The sequence below is a fragment of the Rhodanobacter caeni genome (assembly GCF_039523575.1).
Taxonomy (GTDB): Bacteria; Pseudomonadota; Gammaproteobacteria; order Xanthomonadales; family Rhodanobacteraceae; genus Rhodanobacter; species Rhodanobacter caeni.
Map to the genome: position 1 here is coordinate 35144 of NZ_BAAAFO010000003.1, position 20046 is coordinate 55189.

Below are 20046 nucleotides of genomic sequence, written 5' to 3' on the forward strand. Positions count from 1 at the left end.
CATGGCGCAGATCACACTGGTTGAAGCGGTGACCCAGGCGCTGGCCTACGAGATGGCGCACGACGACAGCGTGGTGGTGCTGGGCGAGGACGTGGGCGTCAACGGCGGCGTGTTCCGCGCCACCCAGGGCCTGCAGCAAAAATTCGGCGAACTGCGCGTGCTGGACACGCCGCTGGACGAGGCCACCATCGCCGGCGTCACCGTCGGCCTGGCCGCCCAGGGCATGAAGGCGGTGGCCGAGGCGCAGTTCGAGGGCTTCATCTATCCGATGATGGAACACATCGCCTGCCACGCCGCGCGCATGCGCAGCCGCACCCGCGGCCGCATCACGGTGCCGGCGGTATTCCGCGCGCCATGGGGCGGCGGCATCCGCGCGCCGGAGCATCACTCCGAGGCCAACGAGCACCTGTTCACCAACGTACCGGGCCTGCGCGTGGTGCTGCCCTCCTCGCCCGCGCGCGCCTACGGCCTGCTGCTGGCGGCGATCCGCGATCCCGATCCGGTGATCTTCTTCGAGCCCAAGCGCATCTACCGCCAGTACAAGGAGGAGGTGCCCGACGACGGCGAGGCCTTGCCGCTGGACGTGTGTTTCGTGCTGCGCGACGGCACCGACGTCACCCTGGTGACCTGGGGCTCGCAGGTGAAGGAATGCCTGGAAACCGCCGACGAACTGGCCGCCGAAGGGATCAGCGCCGAGGTGATCGACGTGGCCACGCTGACCCCGCTGGATTTCGACACCATTGCCGAATCGGTGCAGAAGACCGGCCGCTGCGTGATCGTGCACGAAGCGCCGAAAACCGCCGGCTTCGGCGCCGAGATCGCCGCCCGCCTGGCCGAGGAATGCTTCTACGACCTGCTGGCCCCGGTCGAGCGCGTCACCGGCTTCGACACCCACATCCCGCTGTTCCGCCTGGAAATGAAATACATGCCCAGCGTGGAACGCATCGTTGCGGCGGTGAAGCGTACATTGGCGGCAAGCTGACGCTTGCCGCCGGGAATCGGGAATGGGGAATGGGGAATGGTTACAGCCAAAGCGCGCGCTCCCTACCCTAGCTGTTCCGATTCCCCATTCCCGATTCCCCATTCCCGGATGAAATCAAATGGCTGATCTCAAGACGTTCTACCTGCCCGACCTCGGCGAAGGCCTGCCCGATGCCACCGTGGTCGAGTGGCACGTGAAAGTGGGCGACAGCATCAAGCTGGATGCGCCGCTGTGTTCGATGGAAACCGCCAAGGCGATCGTGGACGTGCCCTCGCCGTACACCGGCAAGGTCACCAAATTGCACGGCGCCCCCGGCGACGTGATCGAGACCGGTGCCGCACTGGCCGAGTTCGAGCCCGATCCGAACGCCAAGCAGCGCGCCGAGGCCGAATCCACCGGCCATCACCACGGCCCGCGCAAGAGCGTGGGCAGTCCCGCGCCGGATGACCGCCGCAAAGTGGTGGCCTCCGACGAAGGCGGCGAAGTTGCGGTGAAAGGCGTGGACCGCGAGGATGAGGGCACCGTGGTCGGCGCCATGGTCAGCGGCAACAGCGTGCACGTGGAGCAGGCCGCCTCGGTGGGCGGCGTGAAGGCCGTGCCGGCCGTGCGGGCGCTGGCGAAAAAGCTGAAGGTCGACCTCGGCCGCGTGCAGCCCAGTGGCGCCGATGGCGTGGTCACGCTGAAGGATGTGAAGGAAGCGGCCGCCAACGGCTCGGCTCCGCTCCCCTCTCCCGCGAGCGGGAGAGGGGCCGGGGGAGACGGTACGGCCGCAACAAGGCAGGCCGCTTCGCCCGAACCCTCTCCCGGCGCTGCGCGCCGCTCTCTCCCGCAAGCGGGAGAGGGGAGAACCGCCGTCTCGCTCGCCGGCAAGCCCGTGCGCACCGCGTCGCCCTCGCAGCAGGCCAGCGGCCAGCCCGAGCAACTGAAGGGCGTACGCCGCAACATGGCCCGCGTAATGGCCGAGGCCCACGCCCAGGTCGTGCCCACCACCCTGGTGGACGACGCCGACCTGCATGCCTGGATCGGCAAGCAGGACATCACCGCGCGGCTGATCCGCGCCATCGTGGCCGCCTGCAAGGAGGTTCCGGCGCTCAATGCCTGGTTCGACGGCAAGAACCTCAGCCGCACCCTGCACCCGCAGGTGGACATCGGCATCGCGGTGGATACCGACGACGGCCTGTTCGTGCCCGCGCTGCGCAATGCGGACGTGCTGGACGCGGCCGGCGTGCGCGCCGCGATCAAGCGCCTGCGCGCGCAGGTGGAGGATCGCTCGATCCCGCCGTCGGAGCTCTCGGGCTACACCATCAGCCTCAGCAACTTCGGCATGTTTGCCGGCCGCTACGCCACCCCCGTGGTGGTGCCGCCCACTGTCGCCATCGTGGGCGCCGGCAAGCTCAGCCATGACGTAGTGGCGGTGATCGGCGGCATCGAGGTGCACCGCCGCCTGCCGATCAGCCTCACCTTCGACCACCGCGCCGCCACCGGCGGCGAAGCCGCGCGGTTCCTCAAGGCCTTGCTGGACGACCTGGCCTTGCCGAACTGAGGCCGACCGGTCCACCCCTTGAGAACGCCCCGGCCATGCCGGGGCGTTCCGTTTTCACCCGCGCCACCGTGGGCCACCGCGGGCGACGATGCTCAAGTCAAACCAGCGCCGGCCGATAGGGGTTTTTCCCGCCCCGCGTGCCGCACGGACAGCCACGCATCCCCGCTGTCCCGACGAGCACCCAGCCCAGCATGCCCACCGCTTTCATGAATCAGCACTACGACCTGGGCGTGGTGGCGTTGTCGATGCTGGTGGCGGCCTATGCGTCATACGTCGCGCTCGACCTGGCGCGGCGCGTGCGCAACACGGATTCCCGTTCCAGCATCCTGTGGACGGTAGGTGGCGCGCTGGTGCTGGGCTCGGGCATCTGGTCGATGCACTTCGTGGGCATGCTGGCGATGCATTTGCCGATCGAAGTCGGCTACGACCCGCTGACGACCTTGCTGTCGTGGATTGCGGCGGTGGTCGTGTCGATCGTGGCGCTGCGCCTGGCCGCGCGCGATACCCTGCGCCCGGCCTCGCTGACCGCCGGGTCGCTGGCGATGGGCGGTGGCATCTGCGCGATGCACTACATCGGCATGGCGGCGTTGCAGCTGTCGCTGCCGGTGATCTGGCAACCCTGGCTGGTGGCGCTGTCGATCGCGATCGCCTGCGTCGCCTCGGCCAGCGCGCTGCTGATCTTTTTCGGCATGCGAAAGCTGCATGGCCTGCGCGCCCGTGGCGCGCAGGTGGTGGCCGCGCTGGTGATGGGACTGGCGATCGGCGGCATGCACTACACCGGGATGGCAGCGGCGCATTTTCCCGCCGATGCGATCTGCCTCAGCGTGGACGGCCTGGCCGGGCGCAGCCTGGACACCATGGTGGTGCTGGCCTCGGTGATCCTGCTTTCGCTGACCTTGTTCACCTCCCTGCTCGACGCGCGCCTGCACGCCAAGGCCTCGCGCCTGGCCAGCTCGCTGCAGTCGGTGAACGCGCAATTGCAGGACGCCAACGCCGAGCTGCAGCGACTGGCCTTCATGGATCCGCTGACCGACCTGGCCAATCGCGCGCTGTTCGAAGAGCGACTGGCCCGCGCACTGGACCGCGCCGACCGGAAATCGCCGGACCCTGCGCGGTTGGCGGTGCTGTTCATCGACCTGGACGGTTTCAAGCCGATCAACGACAGCTACGGCCATGGCGAAGGCGATGCGGTTTTGTGCCAGGTTGCCGCGCGCCTGCGTGCCATTTCGCGCAACAACGACATGCCGGCGCGCGTGGGCGGCGACGAATTCGTGCTGCTGGCCGAAGACATCGGCGGTGTCCCCGACGCCAGGGCCACGGCCGCCCGAGTGCTGCAGGCGTTGGCGCAGCCCTACCAGCTGAGCTCGCGACAGGTCACGCTGTCGTGCTCGATCGGCGTGGTGGTGTACCCCGACCACGGCCATCGCGACGTGCTGATGACCAGCGCCGACGCGGCCATGTATGCGGCCAAGCGCGCGGGCGGTTCCACCTATACGGTGTTCGAACCGCAGATGCATGTCGATGCACGCCGGCAGATGGAGTTGCAGCAGGCCCTGCGCGGCGCCGCCGAGCGCGGCGAGCTGGCGCTGCACTATCAGCCGAAAATCGACAGCCAGAGCGGCCGCACGCTGGGGCTGGAGGCGCTGCTGCGCTGGACGCACCCGCAGCTGGGCGCGGTGAGCCCTGGCGTATTCATACCGATCGCGGAGCGTTTCGGGCTGATCATCGCCATCGGCGACTGGGTGATCGAGCAGGCCTGCCGCCAGCTCGCCGCCTGGGCGCGCGAGGGCATCACCTTGTGCGTGGCCATCAACCTCTCCGCGCACCAGCTGCGCCTGCCCGATCTGATCGAGCGCCTGCGCCAGGCGCTGCAGCGGCATGGCGTGGCGGCGCGGCAGCTGATCTGCGAGATCACCGAGACGGTGGCGATGGAAGACACCGAAGCGACCGAGCGCACGCTGCAGCAGCTGGGCGAACTGGGTGTGGAGCTGTCCATCGACGATTTCGGCACCGGCTATTCCAGCCTGGCCTATCTGCGCAAGCTGCGCGTACAGCAGCTGAAGATCGATCACGGTTTTGTGCGCGACCTGGCCGACAGCGCCGACGCGCGCGCCGTGGTGTCGGCCGTGGTGCAACTGGCGCATGCGCTGGGATTGCGCGTGGTGGCCGAAGGCGTGGAGACGCCCGAGCAACGCGCCATCCTGGTCGACATGGGCTGCGACGAACTGCAGGGCTTTTATTTCGCAAAGCCGATGTCGGCGCAAGCGCTGGCCTCCGCCGGATTGCTGGATTGCTCTCCCGAATCCCGTAATCAGTAATCGCGCACGTCCAGCACGACAAGACCGCGCACACGGTAATCGCCATGCGGCGGCCAGGCGATGCCGGCAAGCGCCCGCGTGCCCGCGGGCCATGGCTCGTTGTCGAGCGATGCCTCGCAGCGCACTTCGCCATCAGCCGCATGGCGATACACCAGCCGCATCCAGTGCAGCTCGGGTTTCAGCGCCTCGTTGCGCAGCGCCGTTTCCAGCGCGGCCGGCACCTGGTCCAGCGCGTCCAGGTCGGTGATGTCCACGCCGCGCAAGCCGAACGGGCCGATGAACACGTCCCACGTGCGCACGCCGATCTCCCAGGCGGCGATCTGCAGGCGGCGGTCGTCGGTGACGTACCAGCAGGCGGCCAGCAGCACGTGCAGCGCCTCGTTCTCGAACGCGTGCAGCGCGTCGCGGCAGCCGCTGTCGCCGCTGCCGAACCCGGCAAAACTCGCCTCGATGCGACGCTCCTCGCCTGGCACCACGTCCACGTCCAGCCGACCGGGTTCGCCCGCCGCGCCTTCATGCCACTCGGCTCGGATGGCCGGGAAATCGCCGTCGGTGACCAGCCAGCCGTCCTCGTCCGGCTCCAGCTCCACGCCGTGCTGCCCGAACAACCGCAACAGGTATTTTTGCAGCGCCACACTTTCCATCGTCGCTTCCTAAGGAAGGTCTGATCAACCCGCTTTTTGCTCGTCATTCCTGCAAAAGCAGGAATCCAGTGTCTTTACACATAATAACTTGGAGTCGCTGGATCCCAGCTTTCGCTGGGATGACGAGCAAAATCAGAGCTTCCCCAAGGAGGCTGGGCCTTGCCCCAGCCGTTCGTCCCGAGCGTAGCGCAGCCGTGCCGACGCGCCATCATGCGTGGCCGCGCCGGCCGCGAGGGCATCAGATATCGAAGCGATAACTCAGCTTCACCAGCAGTTGCTCGTCGTCGCGCAGCGAGAACGTGTTGCCGAACACGCCGCCGGTGCGGTACGGGTAATCCTCGTCCAGCGCGTAACCGCCGCGACCGTAGACCGCGTACAGGTAGGACAGCGGCGCCAGTTCGTAGCGATAGCGGATCTGCAAGCCCAGGTTGCGCACGCTGAAATCGTCGACGTCGTCCGCGCTGGCCACGGCGCGACCGTCGCCACCCACCCGATACGCATCGCGCAGCCGCGCATCCAGGCCGATCGCCTGCAGTTTCAGGCGCAGCTCCTGGCGATCGTCGATGCTCCAGTCGAAACCCGCGTTGAGCTGCAGCGTGTGCTGGTCGAAGCTGCCGATCAGGTTGTCGCGCTGCCACACCAGCCAGTCCGGCGTGTGCTCGTAATACGGCCCGGCATAGATGCTGAACGCGTCGCTGATGAAATAGGTGGGGATGAACTTGACGTCGTAGCCGAGGCGGCGGTTGCCGCTGAGCCCGCCGCTGTACATTTCCGCATCCAGCTCGAACGCCCAGTCGCCGTGGCGCGGGCTGCTGCGGTCGTAGGCCAGCGCCAGCGACGGCGGCAGGAACACCGCGCCATGCCCGCGCGTCAGCAAGTCGTCCCAGGCGGCGCTGTTGAGGTTCAGCTGCACATCTTCGTTGGCGCCGTTGCGCAGGTTGCTGGAGCGGCTGACGCGCAGCTGGCGGCGCAGGCGCAAGCCATGGTCGTTGTCCAGCGCGTCGATCCGAAAATGCCAGTCGTGTGAGCTGTACGCCGAATCCGGCGACAGGCTGGTGTTGCGCTTGCGCAGTTCCCAGTGGGCGTAATTGAAGTTGTTGCGCTCCAGGTAGCCGAAGTCGTTGACCTCAAGCCGGTCGCCGAAATGCATGCCCAGCCATTGCTGGCGCCAGCCGTCGGCCATCTCGTAGTCGGCCAGCACGGTGCCGCCGCTGCCGCGGGTATGCGTGCCGTGCTGCAGGATGTCGCTGGCCACCGCGTTGGTGGCCACGGTGAGCTTTGCCGTGGGTTGCCAGTGATGGTCGACACCGACCACGGTGGCATGCCGGTCCAGCCAGGGACGATCGACGCGGGTCAGCATGGCGCCCAGGCTCTGCACGCCGAAATCGTGGGTGACGCGCGCGGCGCCGAAGAAGCGGCCGGCCTCGCCATCCTCGTCCGCCGCGATCACGCCGTAGCTGGTGCCGCCCACGCTGCCGTTGAGCTTGATGGCCGCGTTGATGTCGGCCGCGCCGTGGCCATCGTCGGCCAGTGCGCCCACGCGGCGGGTGTAGATCAGCTGGCTATTGTCGTCCAGCAGGCTGAAATCGAAGATGCCCTGGTTCTCGGTGAAGAACGGCCGCTTGTCGCTGACGTAGGTTTCGGTGGCGCCAAAATTCACCACCAGGTCGTCGCTTTCCACCTGGCCGAAATCCGGGTTCAACGCCGCGGTGAGCTGGAACTGCCCGCTGGGCTTCCACAGGATGTCGGCGCCTTCCTGGAAGTGGCGGCGACCGCGCACGTTGTCGTACAGGCCGGACACGTACGGCGTCACCGCCAGCAGCGACTGGCTGTACGCCGGCACCTCCACGCGCTCGAACTCGGACAGGAAGCGCGGCCGCTTGAAGCTGGCCGCCGGCCAGGCGTCGCGCTCGCCGCTGGAGCCGGTGACGCGATCGAGATAGATGCCCAGCGTGCGCTTGCCGTCGCGACTGGCATGCATCGGCGCGATGTACCACGGAATCAGCATCTCCACCGTCCAGCCCGCGGCGTCCTCGCTGACGGCGTGCTGCCAGGTGCTGTCCCAGTCCTTGCTGAAGTTGCTCTCGTTGGTGATGACGGCGTCGTTGATGCCGCCGGTGGAGCTGACCACGAAGTTGTAGCCGGTGCGGCCGGTGCCGTCGAAGTCGACCATCAGGTTGACCCGGTCCACCTGGTCCTCGAAGTCGCGCTGCACGCGCTGCGGCGTGCGCGGCACGCCCGGCGGCTGGTCGCAGCGGAACGCCACCGCCAGGCCTTCGGGCGTGGCCAGCAGCCACGCTTCGGTGCGCAACGAGGCGGGTTCACCGGTCAGCGGCTGCACCTTGCGGAAATCGGTGATGTGCCTCGCGCCCTGCCATTCGGCCGCATCGATGCGCCCATCGATATCGACGGCCAGGGCGGGAGCGGCCATGGCGCAAAGGACAAGGGTGAACAGGCATGCAAGACGCATGTCGCGATTCCGGAAAAAACGTTGGGTGTGCGCTGGGCGGCGAGGTACCGGGAGAGCCACCGGTAGATGCCCAGCATGCCCAAAGCGTTTGACTGTCTCGACGGCCACAAGTCATGCGCAACGACGACGGCCGTGACATCGCCAGCAGCCACGGCGGAGGGATCAGCGACGGCGGCCCCAGCACAGGTGGCGGCACACCATCGCCAGCGCCAGCACGGCGGCGAAGGCGCCGTAGCCGTACAACGCGGGCAGCACCTGTTGCCAGATGGCGCCGCTGGCGCGGCCGAATTGGTCGACTTCAGGCAACGCCACGCGATCGAACCCGAGCAGGGCGCACTGCACTGCGGTGAGCAGCGCCAGCAGCAAGGCCGCCACATCGAACGTGCGCCGGCCGACCGATCGCGGCAGGCTTTTCGGATATGCCCAATAACCCCAGCACAGGATCAGCAAGGGAGGTGCAAGCAGCATCAAAGCCAGATAACGCATCGATCAGATACTCCACCGCGCAACGCGGCATGTCATGCCTTGGCGGCAAGTTCTCCAAGCGCCTCGCGCAAGCGCCGCAGCGCGTCGTCGCGGGCCGGTTCGTCGGCGTAATCGGGGGTTTCGGCCACCGCCTCGCCATCCACGTCCAGCGTCATGCCCCGCTCCTTCATCCGCAGCACGGCGCCGGTGGCACCCAGGCTGCCGATACGTTTCTGCATGGCGCCAGCCGCCTTCGGATCGTCGAACGCGATCGACAGCAGCAACTGCTCGCCCTCGGCCGAGAACAGGCGAAAGCGGAACTTGCCATCGGCATCGCGGAAGCTGGCGAAGCGCGGCGCCTTGCCTGCCCCGGCCACTTTCTTCACCGCACCCGATGGGGCCGATACCGCACCCGAGCGCAAGCCCAGGGCCTGGCGCAATGCGGCAAGCTTGGGTGTGGCGATGGCGCGCGCCTTGGCCGCGCCGCGCAGCAGGATCGCCTCGATCCCGGCCGGGTCGGCCATCAGCGCCTCGTAGCGCTCGCGCATCGGCGCCACGTCGGCCTCGATGCGCTCGTACAGGATCTGCTTGGCCTCGCCCCAGCCCAGGCCTTGTTCCAGCGCCTGGCGGTAAGCGGCCGTTTCGGTCTCGCTGGCGAACGCGCGGAACAGGGTGAACAAGGCGCTGCCGTCCGCATCCTTCGGCTCGCCCGGTGCGCGCGAGTCGGTGACGATGCGCATGATCGTGTCGCGCAGCGCCTTCCTGCCGCCGGCGAACAGCGGAATGGTGTTGTCGTAGCTCTTGGACATCTTGCGGCCGTCCAGGCCGGGCAACGTGGCCACCTGCTCATCGATCTGCACCTGCGGCAATACGAAGAACTCGCCGCCGTGCAGATGATTGAAACGCTGCGCGATGTCGCGCGCCATCTCGATGTGCTGGATCTGGTCGCGCCCCACCGGCACCTGGTTGGCGTCGAACGCCAGGATGTCGGCCGCCATCAATACCGGGTACATGTACAGCCCGGCGGTGATGCCCGCGTCGGCGTCCTCGCCGCTTTCCGCATTGCGATCCACCGCCGCCTTGTACGCATGCGCGCGGTTGAGCATGCCCTTGCTGGTGATGCAGGTCAGAAACCAGGTGAGCTCGGGGATCTCGGGGATGTCCGACTGGCGGTAAAACGTGGCCTTTTCCGGGTCCAGCCCCGCCGCCAGCCAGGTCGCGGCGATCTCCAGCCGCGAGCGCTCGATGCGCGCCGCGTCGCCGCTCTTGATCAGCGCGTGGTAGTCGGCCATGAAGAAAAACGCATCCACGCCCGGCTCGCGGCTGGCCGCGATGGCCGGGCGGATCGCCCCCACATAGTTGCCCAGGTGCGGGGTGCCGGTGGTGGTGATGCCGGTGAGGACTCGTGTGTTCATGCCGTGCTGCGCAGCTAAAACGCCAGTTTACGACATACCCTCAATCGCGCAGCAGGGTGGATTTGCCGAACATCGACTCCACCAGATCCACCGCCACTTTCGCCGTCTGGTTGCGCTTGTCGTAGGCGGGATTCAACTCGACGATGTCCAGCGACGCCAGCGCGCCGGTGTCGGCAATCATTTCCATGCACAACTGCGCCTCGCGGTAATTGGGGCCGCCGCGCACAGTGGTGCCCACGCCGGGAGCGATGCTGGGGTCGAGGAAATCGACGTCGAAGCTCACGTGCAGGTGGGTGTCTGCATTGATGCCCTCCAGCGCCTGCTCCATCACCCGGCGCATGCCGATCTCGTCGATCTGGCGCATGTCGTGGATAGCCACGCGTGCCTCGCGCACCAGCTTCTTCTCGCCCTCGTCGACCGAGCGGATGCCGATCTGGCGAAACACGTCGGGCGTCACCGCGGGCGTGGTGCCGCCAATGCCGGTAAGCACGTCCGGACCGTAGCCGCACAAACAGGCGACCGGCATGCCGTGGATATTGCCCGACGGCGTCGCCTGGGCGGTGTTGAAGTCGGTGTGCGCATCGAGCCACAGCACCCGCAACGACTTGCCCTGCTCGCGGCAATGGCGCGCCACGGCGCTGATCGAGCCGATGCCCAGGCAATGATCGCCGCCCAGCATGATCGGCAACCGACCCTGCGCCAGCTCATCGTGAATAGCCGTATGGACGACCATATTCCACGCGACCACTTCGGCCAGGTGGCGGTAGCCATCCACCGGCGGCAGCCACGGATTGAACGGCCCCTGCAGGTTGCCGCGATCGGCCACCTGCAATCCCAGCTTCGCCAACTTCTCCGCGATCTGTGCCACCCGCAGCGCCTCCGGACCCATCGACGCACCACGATGCCCGGCGCCGATGTCGGTCGGCACACCGATCAGGGAGAGGTTCTTGCAGCTCATGCCAGCGGTCTCTTGATGACGGGATCAAGGAGCCAGTCTAGCGGCTCGGCCTGCATGGTTTGGTGACGGAGCGCCTGCCGCGATCGGCAAGACGCGCTGTGAACATGGTGCCGGCAGCAGGAGTCGAACCCGCGACCTACTGATTACAAATCAGTTGCTCTACCAACTGAGCTATGCCGGCGCACTGGCGGCGGATTCTAGCAGGCAGGGGTATTCCGGGCCATGCAGGGGTTCAGAAGCAGGAAATGCGGCGGGGCTCCACGCCGCGGGGCACGCGGCTGCGCCAGCGGGTGCCCGCGTCGCCGGGCACGACCAGGTCGAGCCAGTACTCGGGCACGGTTTCGACGCGCTCGGTCACCTGGGCCGGGAAACCGGCGGCGATCACTTCGGCACGGCGCTTGCGCGCATTGCCCTGATCCTTGAACAGGCCCAGCGAGATGGTATTGGGCTGCTCGCCGGAGCTGACCACGAAATAGTCGTCGATGTGATGCTCGGCCAGCTCGCGCGCCCGCGCCAGCGCCTGGGCGCGGGTGGCCATGGCGGGCAGGTAGACCCACCAGCCATGCGACTGGTTGACCTGCTCCTGCCGCGAGCGCATGCGCCGGGCCTGGCCCGACAGGGCCTCGCGTGCCCGGCGCAGGTCTTCCGGCGTGGTGAACGGGCCCAGCGCCACGCAGGATGGCGCCGGTGCCGGGGTTTCGACTTTCGCCGCGGCCACCGGCTTGGCGACGGAAGCGGGCGGCGGCGCCGGCAATGGACCGGGCGCGGCCGACGCGGCCGGCTCGGGCAGTTCGGACAGCAGGCGCAATGCGGGCACGCCCGGATCGGTCGCCATGCCGGCGCGCGAATAGGGCTGCCCCAGCAACAGCCACGCGCCCACCGCAATGTTGAGCGCGATCAGCAGGACAAACATCAACCGCAGAAACATCGAGCCCCCGTACCCGTGCCGAACGCATCCACCGGATGCTACTCGCCTGACTCGGCCCACAACGCCAGACCACGCAATACCGCATTGTGGGTGACGTGCGCCGGCAGCGACAGCAGGGGGGCCAATTGCGCGGCGTCGCCGCCGCTGAGACACAGCGTGGGATGCGCGCCGAGTTCATCGGCCGCCTGTGCCACGAAGCGCTCGATCAGCGCCACCGCCGCCAGCCAGCAACCGGACACGACCGCATCGGTGGTGTTGTCGGCGCGCTCCTGGATGCTCCCCGCACCGTCCATCCGCACCTGCGCGGTCGCGTTGAGCAGGGATTGCTGCATCAGCATCGGTCCGGGTGCGATCAGGCCGCCCAAATGACGACCGTCGGTCGCCAGCGCATCGAGGGTCAAGGCCGTCCCCACGCCGACCAGCACGTGTGGCCCGCCACCATGCGCAAGCGCCGCGACCATCGCCAGGAACCGGTCCACGCCCAGGCGCTGCGGCTCGGCATACGCGTTGCGCACGCCGCAGGCGGCGACCGGCGAGCGTCGCCAGTCGACCGACCGCGCGCACAACTGCGTGACGATCGCGGCGACCAGGGCTTCGCGGTCGGTGTCCACCACCGAGGCCGCCAGCACGAGCTCGGGACGCGGCCACGGCGCCAGTGCCTCGGCCAACGCCGCGTCGAGGTTCTCGTTCCAGCCCACCGCGCCGTGCGCCAGCCAGCGATCCGAGGTCAACGCCCACTTCAGGCGGGTATTGCCCAGATCCAGCAGCAGTTTCATGCGCGACGCACCGAGACGTCGGCGCTGTCGACCGTGCGCCGCCCGCCGTCCGGCAGGCGCACCCGCAGGGCGCCGCGGCTGTCCACGCCGTCGCCGATGCCGTCGAATTCCCCCTGCGCACCGCTGACGGTGAGCGGCTGTCCGCGCAAAAGGTCGTAGCGGGCGTAATCCGCGGCGAAGGCGGCGAAGCCGTCGCGCTCGAATGTCCGCAGGCCGTCGATCAGGGCGCCGACCAGCGCGGCGGCCACGCGATTGCGATCCGGGGCCACGCCACCGGCCAGGGTCGCCAGATCGCCCACCGGCTGCCCCGCCTGCTCGCGCAGTTGCGGCGTCAGACGCACGTTGAGGCCCACCCCGATCACCGCCGCGCACGGCCCCTGGTATTCACCGCTCAGTTCCACCAGCACGCCGGCCAGCTTGCCCTCGGCGGCAAGCACGTCGTTGGGCCATTTCAGGCCGGCGCCCGCGATGCCCAGGTGCTCCAGCGCACGCAGCACCATCACGCCGATGGCCAGGGAAAGACCGGTCAGGGCGGCGAAACCGGCATCGAAACGCTTCAGGCAGGACAGATGGATGTTGAGCCCTGGCGGCGACAGCCACGGGCGCCCGCGACGGCCGCGCCCCGCGCTCTGGGTCTCGGCCAGCACCATGCTGAGGTCGGCGGCGCTGGCGCCGCGGCGCTGCAACTCGCTGGAGGTGGAATCGAGCTGCCAGTGCACCTCGAGCCCGCCCAGGGCAGTGACGTGAGCGGCATCCAGGGCGGCGCGAATCCGCGCCGGCTCCAGCAACTGCAGCGGCCAGGGCAGCCTGTAGCCGGCGCCGCCCGACGCCACCGGCAGGCCGAGCGCGCGCAGCGTCTCGATCTGCTTCCAGATGGCCGCACGGGTCAGGCCCAGGCGTGCCGCCAGTTCCACGCCCGACACCGTTTCCCCGCTGGCCAGCAGCGGCAGCAATGCCTCGACCGCCATCAGCGACCGCCGCCGGTGGCGGCGCGGCGGCGGTGGAGTCGGCGCGGAACGGAGAGGAAAAAGGACATTCCGCGAATAGTAGCGGGACAGCCCGGGAAGCGGCAGATCCTATTGTTAAAACCATGTTATTCAAGGCACTGGCACTGTCCGGACATTTCTGACACGATCCCGGACCTTCGCATGCGGATCAAGGATTTGAGTCGCCATGAATGTAAAACATTGGTTCATTGGCTGTGTGGTCGGCTTGGCGGGCGTCAGCGCCACGCTGACCGTGCACGCCGATCAGGCCGATCCGGCCGCCAGCGCCCACATGTCGCCGGACCGCGCGAGCCGCATCGTCGCGGACACGGATGGCGCCTGCCCTGCGCGCGAATGCCCGACGACGGACGAAGCCGCCGGCGACGCAAATCGCACGGATACGCGCAGCAACCGCTCGGGCGGGGGCTCGGCCACGCCGCCGACATCCAACCGCCGTTCGCACCTGGGTTGGCAATCGCTGCTGCCGGGCTCGATCCAGTAGGTCGATAGCCGCGCCCGCGCTCAGGCGTGGGTCAATTTCACGCAGAACCGGGCGCCGCCGAATTCGGGCGAACGGTCCACCCCCAGCTCGCCGCGATACGCCCGCACGATGTCCTGCACGATGGACAGCCCGATGCCGTGGCCCTGCACTCTCTCGTCGCCGCGGACGCCGCGCTGTAGGACCTTGTCGATCTTGTCCTCGTCGATCCCGGGGCCGTCGTCTTCCACGCTCAGCCACAGGTTCGGACGCAGGCGACCGGGCTGCGACTGCGATTTCACCACCAGCAGGACGTGGTGGTTCGCCCACTTGAATGCGTTTTCCAGCAGGTTGCCGAGCAACTCCAGCAGGTCGCCCTGCTCGCCGTAGAAGACGGCGCCCTCGTCGATATCGAATTCGCACAGGACATTCTTGGCGGCATAGACCTTTTCCAGGCTCTGCACCAGATCCTCCGCATGGCCGGCGATGGGCACCGCACTGGCGAACGTCTGCCGGCCGGAGGTGGCCGCACGGGACAGCTGGTAGGCCACCAGTTCGTCCATCCTTCGCACCTGGTCGAGCACGGCACTGCGGCGCTGCGCCTCCTCGCCGGCGGTCTCCAGCTGCGAACGGATCACCGCCAGCGGCGTCTTCAGGCTGTGCGCCAGGTCGGCGAGCGTGTGGCGGTAGCGCGTGCGCTGCTCGCGCTCGTTGTCGATGAAGGCATTGATGCGATCGGTGAGGCCGATGAGCTCCAGCGGGTACTGGCTGTCCAGGTGCTCGCTGTCGCCGCGCTCGACGCGGCTCATGTCGTTGGCCACCTTGCGCAGCGGGGTGAGGCTCCAGCGCAGCAGCAGCATCTGCAGCACGATCAGCATCACGCCCAGGATCGCCAGCCACATCACCAGGGTGCGCCGGTACACCGCGTTTTCGCCTTCGAACTGATCCTCGGTCTGCGCCACCATGAAGGTGAGCTTGACCGAGCGGTTGTCCGAACTGTCGAACGCCACGCCGTAGGCGTAGTAGTAGAGCCGCCCCATGCGCGTATCCACCGGCCCCACGAACTGGCTTTCGCCCGGCTCCAGCGGCTTCAGGAAATGGAAATCGCGGCCGATCGCCGACGAGGACTCCCAGTGGTAGCCGCGCTCCCCCAGCGCCATCGCGTACAGCCCGGAGCCCGGTCGCATGAAGTTGGGATCGGGCGGCGAATCGGGCGGCAACACCTTGCCGTACCGGGTCACCTCGGTGCCGGCCAGGTAGGCGATCACGAAATTCTGCAGCCGATCCTGCAGGCTGCTGCGCGCGGCCCGGTACTGGGCCTGCGACAGGGTCAGCCCGACGATGCCCAGGAACGCCGCCAGCGCAAAGCCGGTGGCGATCGCCGCGCGCGCCGCCAGCGACAGCGGGCGGCGCGGCGGCACCGGGTTATTCGTCGTCGCCGTCGGTGCGCGGGATGGCAAAGCGATATCCGCGTCCACGTACCGTCTCGATGGGTTTGAGGGTGCCTTCCGGGTCCAGCTTGCGGCGCAGGCGGCCGATGAACACTTCCAGCACGTTCGAGTCGCGATCGAAATCCTGCTGGTAGATGTGCTCGGTTAGGTCGGCCTTGGACACCAGCTCGCCCGCGTGCAGCATCAGGTACTCCAGCACCTTGTACTCGTAGCTGGTCAGGTCGACCAGCTTGCCCTCGACCGACACCGTCTGCGCGGTGGTGTCCAGCTTGATCACGCCGCAGGCCAGCACCGGCTTGGACCAGCCGCTGGCGCGACGCACCAGCGCATTGATGCGCGCCAGCAGTTCCTCGACGTGGAACGGCTTGACCAGGTAGTCGTCGGCGCCGTGTTTCAGCCCCTCGACCTTGTCCTGCCAGCTGCCCCGCGCGGTGAGGATCAGGATGGGATAACGCTGGCCGTGCTCGCGCAGCGCCTTGACCAGATCCATGCCCGACATCTTGGGCAGGCCCAGGTCGATGATCGCCAGGTCGAACGGCACCTCCCGCCCCAGGTAGATGCCTTCCTCGCCGTCCTGCGCCGCGTCAACCGCAAAACCGTCCCGCTTCAGGCGCGCCGCCAGCGTCTCGCGCAATGGCGCCTCGTCCTCCACCAACAGGATGCGCATCAGTGTTTCTCCTTGCTGCCTCCGGGCTTGCCGGAGGAACTTCTGGTTGACCGGGTCGAGCCCGGTGTTTTTCCCGTTTCCGACGATACCGCGACCACGCGCACATGTCCTTCCGGCGTGAGCACCTTGATGCGGTACTCCAGGCGACGGCCGAGGCGATGCGGCTCGGCCGAGAGCACCTTGCCGCCGGTATCGCTCTGCACCTGCCTCACCGCCTGGTCCAGCGTCACCGCCGGGGTCGCCGGAGGCTCGGCCACGGCCGCGTAAGCCCAAACCAGCAGCGCCACCAGCGCCACGTTCCTGCCCATCTTCATCTGCAATCGCCCAAACGTTACCTGCCCAATTGTGCAGCCTAGGTAACAGGGGCTGAATAGCACCCGGCCGGGCGCGCGGACGCCAGCCATCAGCTGACCTGCGATGCGGCCTGTTCCAGCACGTTCCAGCCGGCTCCGGGCCGGTGCGCGTTCTCGCTGATGACCCGCCGAAAACCCCGCGCGCCCGGTTCGCCCTGGTAAAGCCCCAGCAGGTGCCGGCTGACATGCTTCAACGCGGTTCCGCGCGCCAGCTCCGCCTCTATGTAGGGCCGCATGTGCTCCAGCACGTCGCGGCGCCGCGGCAGCGGCTGGCCGTAAAGCGCCGCCTCGATCTGCGCCAGCAGGTAGGGGTCGTGGTACGCGGCCCGGCCCAGCATCACGCCATCCACCTGGCGCAGATGCGCCTGCACCTGCTCCAGCGTGACGATGCCGCCGTTGATGACGACGATCAGCTGGGGAAATTCACGCTTCAACCGGTAGACCCGCTCATAGTCCAGCGGCGGGATATCGCGGTTCTCCTTCGGCGACAGCCCCTGCAACCAGGCCTTGCGCGCATGCACCGCCAGCACGCCGACGCCCGCCTCCAGCATGGTTTCGGTGAAGTGCTGCAGGTCGGCGTAGTCATCCTGGTCGTCCACGCCGATGCGGCATTTCACCGTGACCGGGATGTCGACCTCCTGCTGCATCGCCCGCACGCAATCGCCCACCAGCGCCGGCTCGCGCATCAGGCAGGCGCCGAAACGCCCCGACTGCACGCGATCCGACGGGCAGCCGACATTGAGGTTGATCTCGTCATAACCGGCATCGGCGCCCAGCCGCGCCGCCTGGGCCAGCTCGCGCGGATCGCTGCCGCCCAGCTGCAATGCCAGCGGATGCTCCTGCTGGCTGTGCTCGAGCAGGCGCAACTGCCCGCCACGCACCAACGCCGCACTGGTCACCATCTCCGTATACAAACGCGCCCGCGGCGACAGCAGGCGGTGGAAATAGCGGCAGTGGCGGTCGGTCCAGTCCATCATCGGCGCCACGCTGACGCGCCAGTCGGCGGCATCGGGCGGGCGCGGACGGGGATGTGGGCTAGCGGCGGACATGGGCATAGGGTTCCTGAAAACCGCACGGCTGTCGCGCCACAGCGGCGCCGCGGAGGCGGTCGCGGCGCGACGTCTGGGGCGCGATCGGCCATCCCCGCGGCGCCGGCACGAGGGGATGGTTTCGCAGCGCACCACGACAGTGGCGCAGGTTCGGGCTGCGCGGGGAGCTCAGGCGGTCACGGTCTGGCGGGTAATGAACTCCACGTACCACGGCATGGCTTCGCCCAGCCCCTGCTGCAGCGTATGGGTGGGCGTGTAGCCCAGGTGGGTGTGCGCGCGGCCGATATCGGCCAGCGAGTGGCGCACGTCGCCGGCGCGGAAGTCGCGATAGACGGGCCGCTTGTCGTAGTTGACACCCTGCCCGGCCAGCTGCGTCGCCAGGCTCTCGTAAAGCTCGTTGAGGGTGGCGCGCTGGCCGACGGCCACGTTGAACACCGGCTCGCAATCGGGATCGGCCACCAGCGCCGCCAGCAGGTTGGCCTGCACCGCGTTGCCGACGTAGCAGAAATCGCGCGTGGTCTCGCCATCGCCATTGATGAACACGTCGTCGCCGCGGATCATCGCCGCCAGCCACTGCGGGATCACCGCCGCATACGCGCCCTCGGGGTCCTGGCGGCGGCCGAAAACGTTGAAATAGCGCAGCCCGATCGCCTTGAAGCCATAGCAGCGCGCGAAGACCTCGGCATAGAGCTCGTTGAACAGCTTGGTCGCCGCGTAGGGCGACAGCGGTCGGCCGATCCGGTCCTCGACCTTGGGCATCGTCGGCTCGTCACCGTAGGTCGAGCTGGAGGCCGCGTAGGTGAAACTGGCCACGCCCGCGTCGCGCGCCGCCACCAGCATGTTGAGGAAGCCGGTGACGTTGGCCGAGTGGGTGTCCACCGGGTCCTCGATCGAGCGGGGCACCGAACCCAGCGCCGCCTGGTGCAGCACGTGGCGCACGCCCGCGCAGGCCGCCTGGCAATCCTCGGGGCGGCGGATATCGCCCTTGATGAAGCGGAAACGCGACCACGCCTCCGCACCCACGAGCCGCTGCACCTCATCCAGATTGCGCTGGTGGCCGGTGGCGAAGTTGTCCAGGCCAACCACGCGCTGGCCCAGCCGCAGCAGTGTCTCGACCAGGTTCGAACCGATGAAGCCGGCCGCGCCGGTCACCAGCCAGGGAGCGGTTTCGGCGCGTACCCGTGCCTGCAATGTGGCCGGCAGCCCGGCGTCGATCGTGGTCATCACAGTCTCCCGTCCACGGCTTCGCGTGGCAGTACGTATTTGACGTCGTAAAGCACCATGTCGGCCTTGCCGAACGCTCGGATGCCCGCTTCACCCAGCGCGACAAACTGCTGGTGGCCCACCGCCACCACGACCGCATCGTAGGTGCCGTGCGTGGGCCCGGATACCGGCCGGATGCCGTATTCGTGCTCCGCCTCGTCGGCGCTGACCCAGGGATCGTACACATCGACCTCGGCGTTGTAGCCGCGCAGGGCATGCACGATGTCCACCACGCGCGTATTGCGCAGATCCGGGCAGTTCTCCTTGAATGCCAATCCCAGCAGCAGGACGCGCGCGCCCACCGGGTTGATCCCCTTGCACACCATTAGCCGCATCACTTCGTTGGCGATGTACGGACCCATGCTGTCGTTGGTGCGGCGGCCGGCCAGGATGACGTCGGGGTGATGCCCCACTTCCTGCGCCTTGTGGGTGAGGTAGTACGGGTCCACGCTGATGCAGTGTCCGCCGACCAGGCCCGGCCGGAACGGCAGGAAGTTCCACTTGGTACCGGCCGCCTGCAGCACCTCAAGCGTGTCGATGCCCAGCTTGTTGAACAGGATCGCCAGGTCGTTCACCAGCGCGATATTGAGATCGCGCTGGGTGTTCTCGATTACCTTGGCCGCTTCGGCCACCTTGATGCAGCTGGCCTTGTGCGTGCCGGCGGTGATGATCGAGCCGTACAGCCGGTCGACGAAATCGGCCACTTCCGGCGTCGACCCCGAGGTGACCTTGAGGATGCTGGTCACGCGATGTTCCTTGTCGCCCGGATTGATGCGCTCGGGGCTGTAGCCGGCGAAAAAATCCTGGTTGAAGACCAGGCCGGAAACCCTGGCCAGGATCGGTACGCACACTTCCTCGGTGCAGCCCGGATACACGGTGGATTCGTACACCACGATATCGCCGCGCTTGAGCACCTTGCCCAGCGTTTCGCTGGCCTTGACCAGCGGCGTGAGGTCGGGGCGCTTGGCCGAATCGATCGGCGTGGGCACGGTGACGATGTAGACGTTGCAGTCGCGCAGATCGTCCAGTTGTGCGCTGAACCGCAGGTGCGTTGCCGCCGCCAGCAGCTCCGGCTCGACCTCCAGGGTGGCGTCGTGCCCCGCGCGCAGCGCGTCCACCCGCGCCGCATTGATATCGAAACCCGTCGTCTCGTAGTGCTTGCCGAACTCCACCGCCAACGGCAGGCCCACGTAGCCGAGCCCGACAATGGCGATCCTGGCTTCTTCAAGTTTCCGCATGCATAACTTCCCGTTCTGATGTCCATCGGAAAAAGACGCCACGCTCGCCAATGACGCGAGCA

At 67.8% G+C, this 20046-nt stretch carries 18 protein-coding genes and 1 tRNA gene; 4 read left to right on the top strand and 15 right to left on the bottom strand.

The window, feature by feature from the left end:
* Position 1 precedes the first annotated feature (1 nt).
* The 3 genes from ABD017_RS08840 to ABD017_RS08850 all read left to right on the top strand — a co-directional run bounded on the left by ABD017_RS08840 (position 2) and on the right by ABD017_RS08850 (position 4843).
* Positions 2-982: an alpha-ketoacid dehydrogenase subunit beta gene (locus tag ABD017_RS08840; RefSeq protein WP_343882306.1), complete on the top strand. Its 981-nt coding sequence runs from the start codon at positions 2-4 to the stop codon at positions 980-982.
* Positions 983-1100: 118 nt separating this feature from the next.
* The gene (locus ABD017_RS08845; protein ID WP_343882308.1) at positions 1101-2525 is read left to right on the top strand and encodes a dihydrolipoamide acetyltransferase family protein; all 1425 of its coding nucleotides are present in this window, start codon (positions 1101-1103) and stop codon (positions 2523-2525) included.
* Between the two features lie 191 nt (positions 2526-2716).
* Entirely contained in the window at positions 2717-4843 is a 2127-nt protein-coding gene (locus tag ABD017_RS08850) for a putative bifunctional diguanylate cyclase/phosphodiesterase (RefSeq protein WP_343882310.1), read from the top strand.
* On the opposite strand, the gene ABD017_RS08855 is transcribed toward ABD017_RS08850, so the two are convergent.
* The 9 genes from ABD017_RS08855 to ABD017_RS08895 all read right to left on the bottom strand — a co-directional run bounded on the left by ABD017_RS08855 (position 4837) and on the right by ABD017_RS08895 (position 13467).
* Positions 4837-5487, bottom strand: coding sequence for a DUF6348 family protein (locus ABD017_RS08855; RefSeq protein WP_343882312.1), 651 nt, complete (start codon positions 5485-5487; stop codon positions 4837-4839). The genes ABD017_RS08850 and ABD017_RS08855 overlap by 7 nt on opposite strands.
* Positions 5488-5725: 238 nt before the next feature.
* Complete coding sequence (locus tag ABD017_RS08860) at positions 5726-7957, bottom strand: DUF5916 domain-containing protein (protein ID WP_343882314.1); 2232 nt, start codon at positions 7955-7957, stop codon at positions 5726-5728.
* Between the two features lie 162 nt (positions 7958-8119).
* Positions 8120-8443 carry a hypothetical protein gene (locus ABD017_RS08865; RefSeq protein ID WP_343882316.1) on the bottom strand — a complete coding sequence of 108 codons (324 nt, stop codon included), beginning with the start codon at positions 8441-8443 and terminating at the stop codon, positions 8120-8122.
* Between the two features lie 32 nt (positions 8444-8475).
* A complete protein-coding gene (locus ABD017_RS08870; RefSeq protein ID WP_343882318.1) occupies positions 8476-9837 on the bottom strand; it encodes a tryptophan--tRNA ligase in 1362 nt (453 codons plus the stop codon).
* A 40-nt stretch (positions 9838-9877) separates the two neighbouring features.
* Positions 9878-10795, bottom strand: a complete 918-nt coding sequence (rocF, locus tag ABD017_RS08875) for an arginase (RefSeq protein ID WP_343882320.1) — start codon at positions 10793-10795, stop codon at positions 9878-9880.
* A 105-nt stretch (positions 10796-10900) separates the two neighbouring features.
* Positions 10901-10976, bottom strand: a tRNA-Thr gene (locus tag ABD017_RS08880).
* A gap of 51 nt (positions 10977-11027) precedes the next feature.
* Positions 11028-11723 (bottom strand): SPOR domain-containing protein, encoded by a 696-nt coding sequence (locus ABD017_RS08885; RefSeq protein ID WP_343882322.1) that lies wholly within the window; start codon positions 11721-11723, stop codon positions 11028-11030.
* Positions 11724-11761: 38 nt separating this feature from the next.
* Positions 11762-12499 carry a type III pantothenate kinase gene (locus ABD017_RS08890; protein WP_343882324.1) on the bottom strand — a complete coding sequence of 246 codons (738 nt, stop codon included), beginning with the start codon at positions 12497-12499 and terminating at the stop codon, positions 11762-11764.
* Entirely contained in the window at positions 12496-13467 is a 972-nt protein-coding gene (locus ABD017_RS08895; protein WP_343882326.1) for a biotin--[acetyl-CoA-carboxylase] ligase, read from the bottom strand. The genes ABD017_RS08890 and ABD017_RS08895 overlap by 4 nt, the downstream gene beginning before the upstream one ends.
* Before the next feature lie 205 nt (positions 13468-13672).
* Between ABD017_RS08895 and ABD017_RS08900 the strand changes: the two genes are divergently transcribed.
* Positions 13673-13987 (top strand): hypothetical protein, encoded by a 315-nt coding sequence (locus ABD017_RS08900; protein WP_343882328.1) that lies wholly within the window; start codon positions 13673-13675, stop codon positions 13985-13987.
* Positions 13988-14007: 20 nt separating this feature from the next.
* On the opposite strand, the gene ABD017_RS08905 is transcribed toward ABD017_RS08900, so the two are convergent.
* The 6 genes from ABD017_RS08905 to tviB form a co-directional block, all read right to left on the bottom strand.
* Positions 14008-15384 (bottom strand): ATP-binding protein, encoded by a 1377-nt coding sequence (locus ABD017_RS08905; RefSeq protein ID WP_343882331.1) that lies wholly within the window; start codon positions 15382-15384, stop codon positions 14008-14010.
* Between the two features lie 4 nt (positions 15385-15388).
* Positions 15389-16081, bottom strand: coding sequence for a response regulator transcription factor (locus tag ABD017_RS08910; protein ID WP_343882333.1), 693 nt, complete (start codon positions 16079-16081; stop codon positions 15389-15391).
* Entirely contained in the window at positions 16081-16395 is a 315-nt protein-coding gene (locus tag ABD017_RS08915; protein ID WP_343882335.1) for a PepSY domain-containing protein, read from the bottom strand. Before ABD017_RS08915 ends, ABD017_RS08910 begins: the two co-directional genes overlap by 1 nt.
* An 89-nt stretch (positions 16396-16484) precedes the next feature.
* Positions 16485-17411 carry a tRNA dihydrouridine(20/20a) synthase DusA gene (gene dusA, locus ABD017_RS08920; protein WP_425543727.1) on the bottom strand — a complete coding sequence of 309 codons (927 nt, stop codon included), beginning with the start codon at positions 17409-17411 and terminating at the stop codon, positions 16485-16487.
* Positions 17412-17651: 240 nt separating this feature from the next.
* Complete coding sequence (locus tag ABD017_RS08925) at positions 17652-18707, bottom strand: SDR family oxidoreductase (RefSeq protein ID WP_343882339.1); 1056 nt, start codon at positions 18705-18707, stop codon at positions 17652-17654.
* Entirely contained in the window at positions 18707-19984 is a 1278-nt protein-coding gene (gene tviB / locus ABD017_RS08930; RefSeq protein ID WP_343882340.1) for a Vi polysaccharide biosynthesis UDP-N-acetylglucosamine C-6 dehydrogenase TviB, read from the bottom strand. Before tviB ends, ABD017_RS08925 begins: the two co-directional genes overlap by 1 nt.
* Positions 19985-20046: the final 62 nt, after the last annotated feature.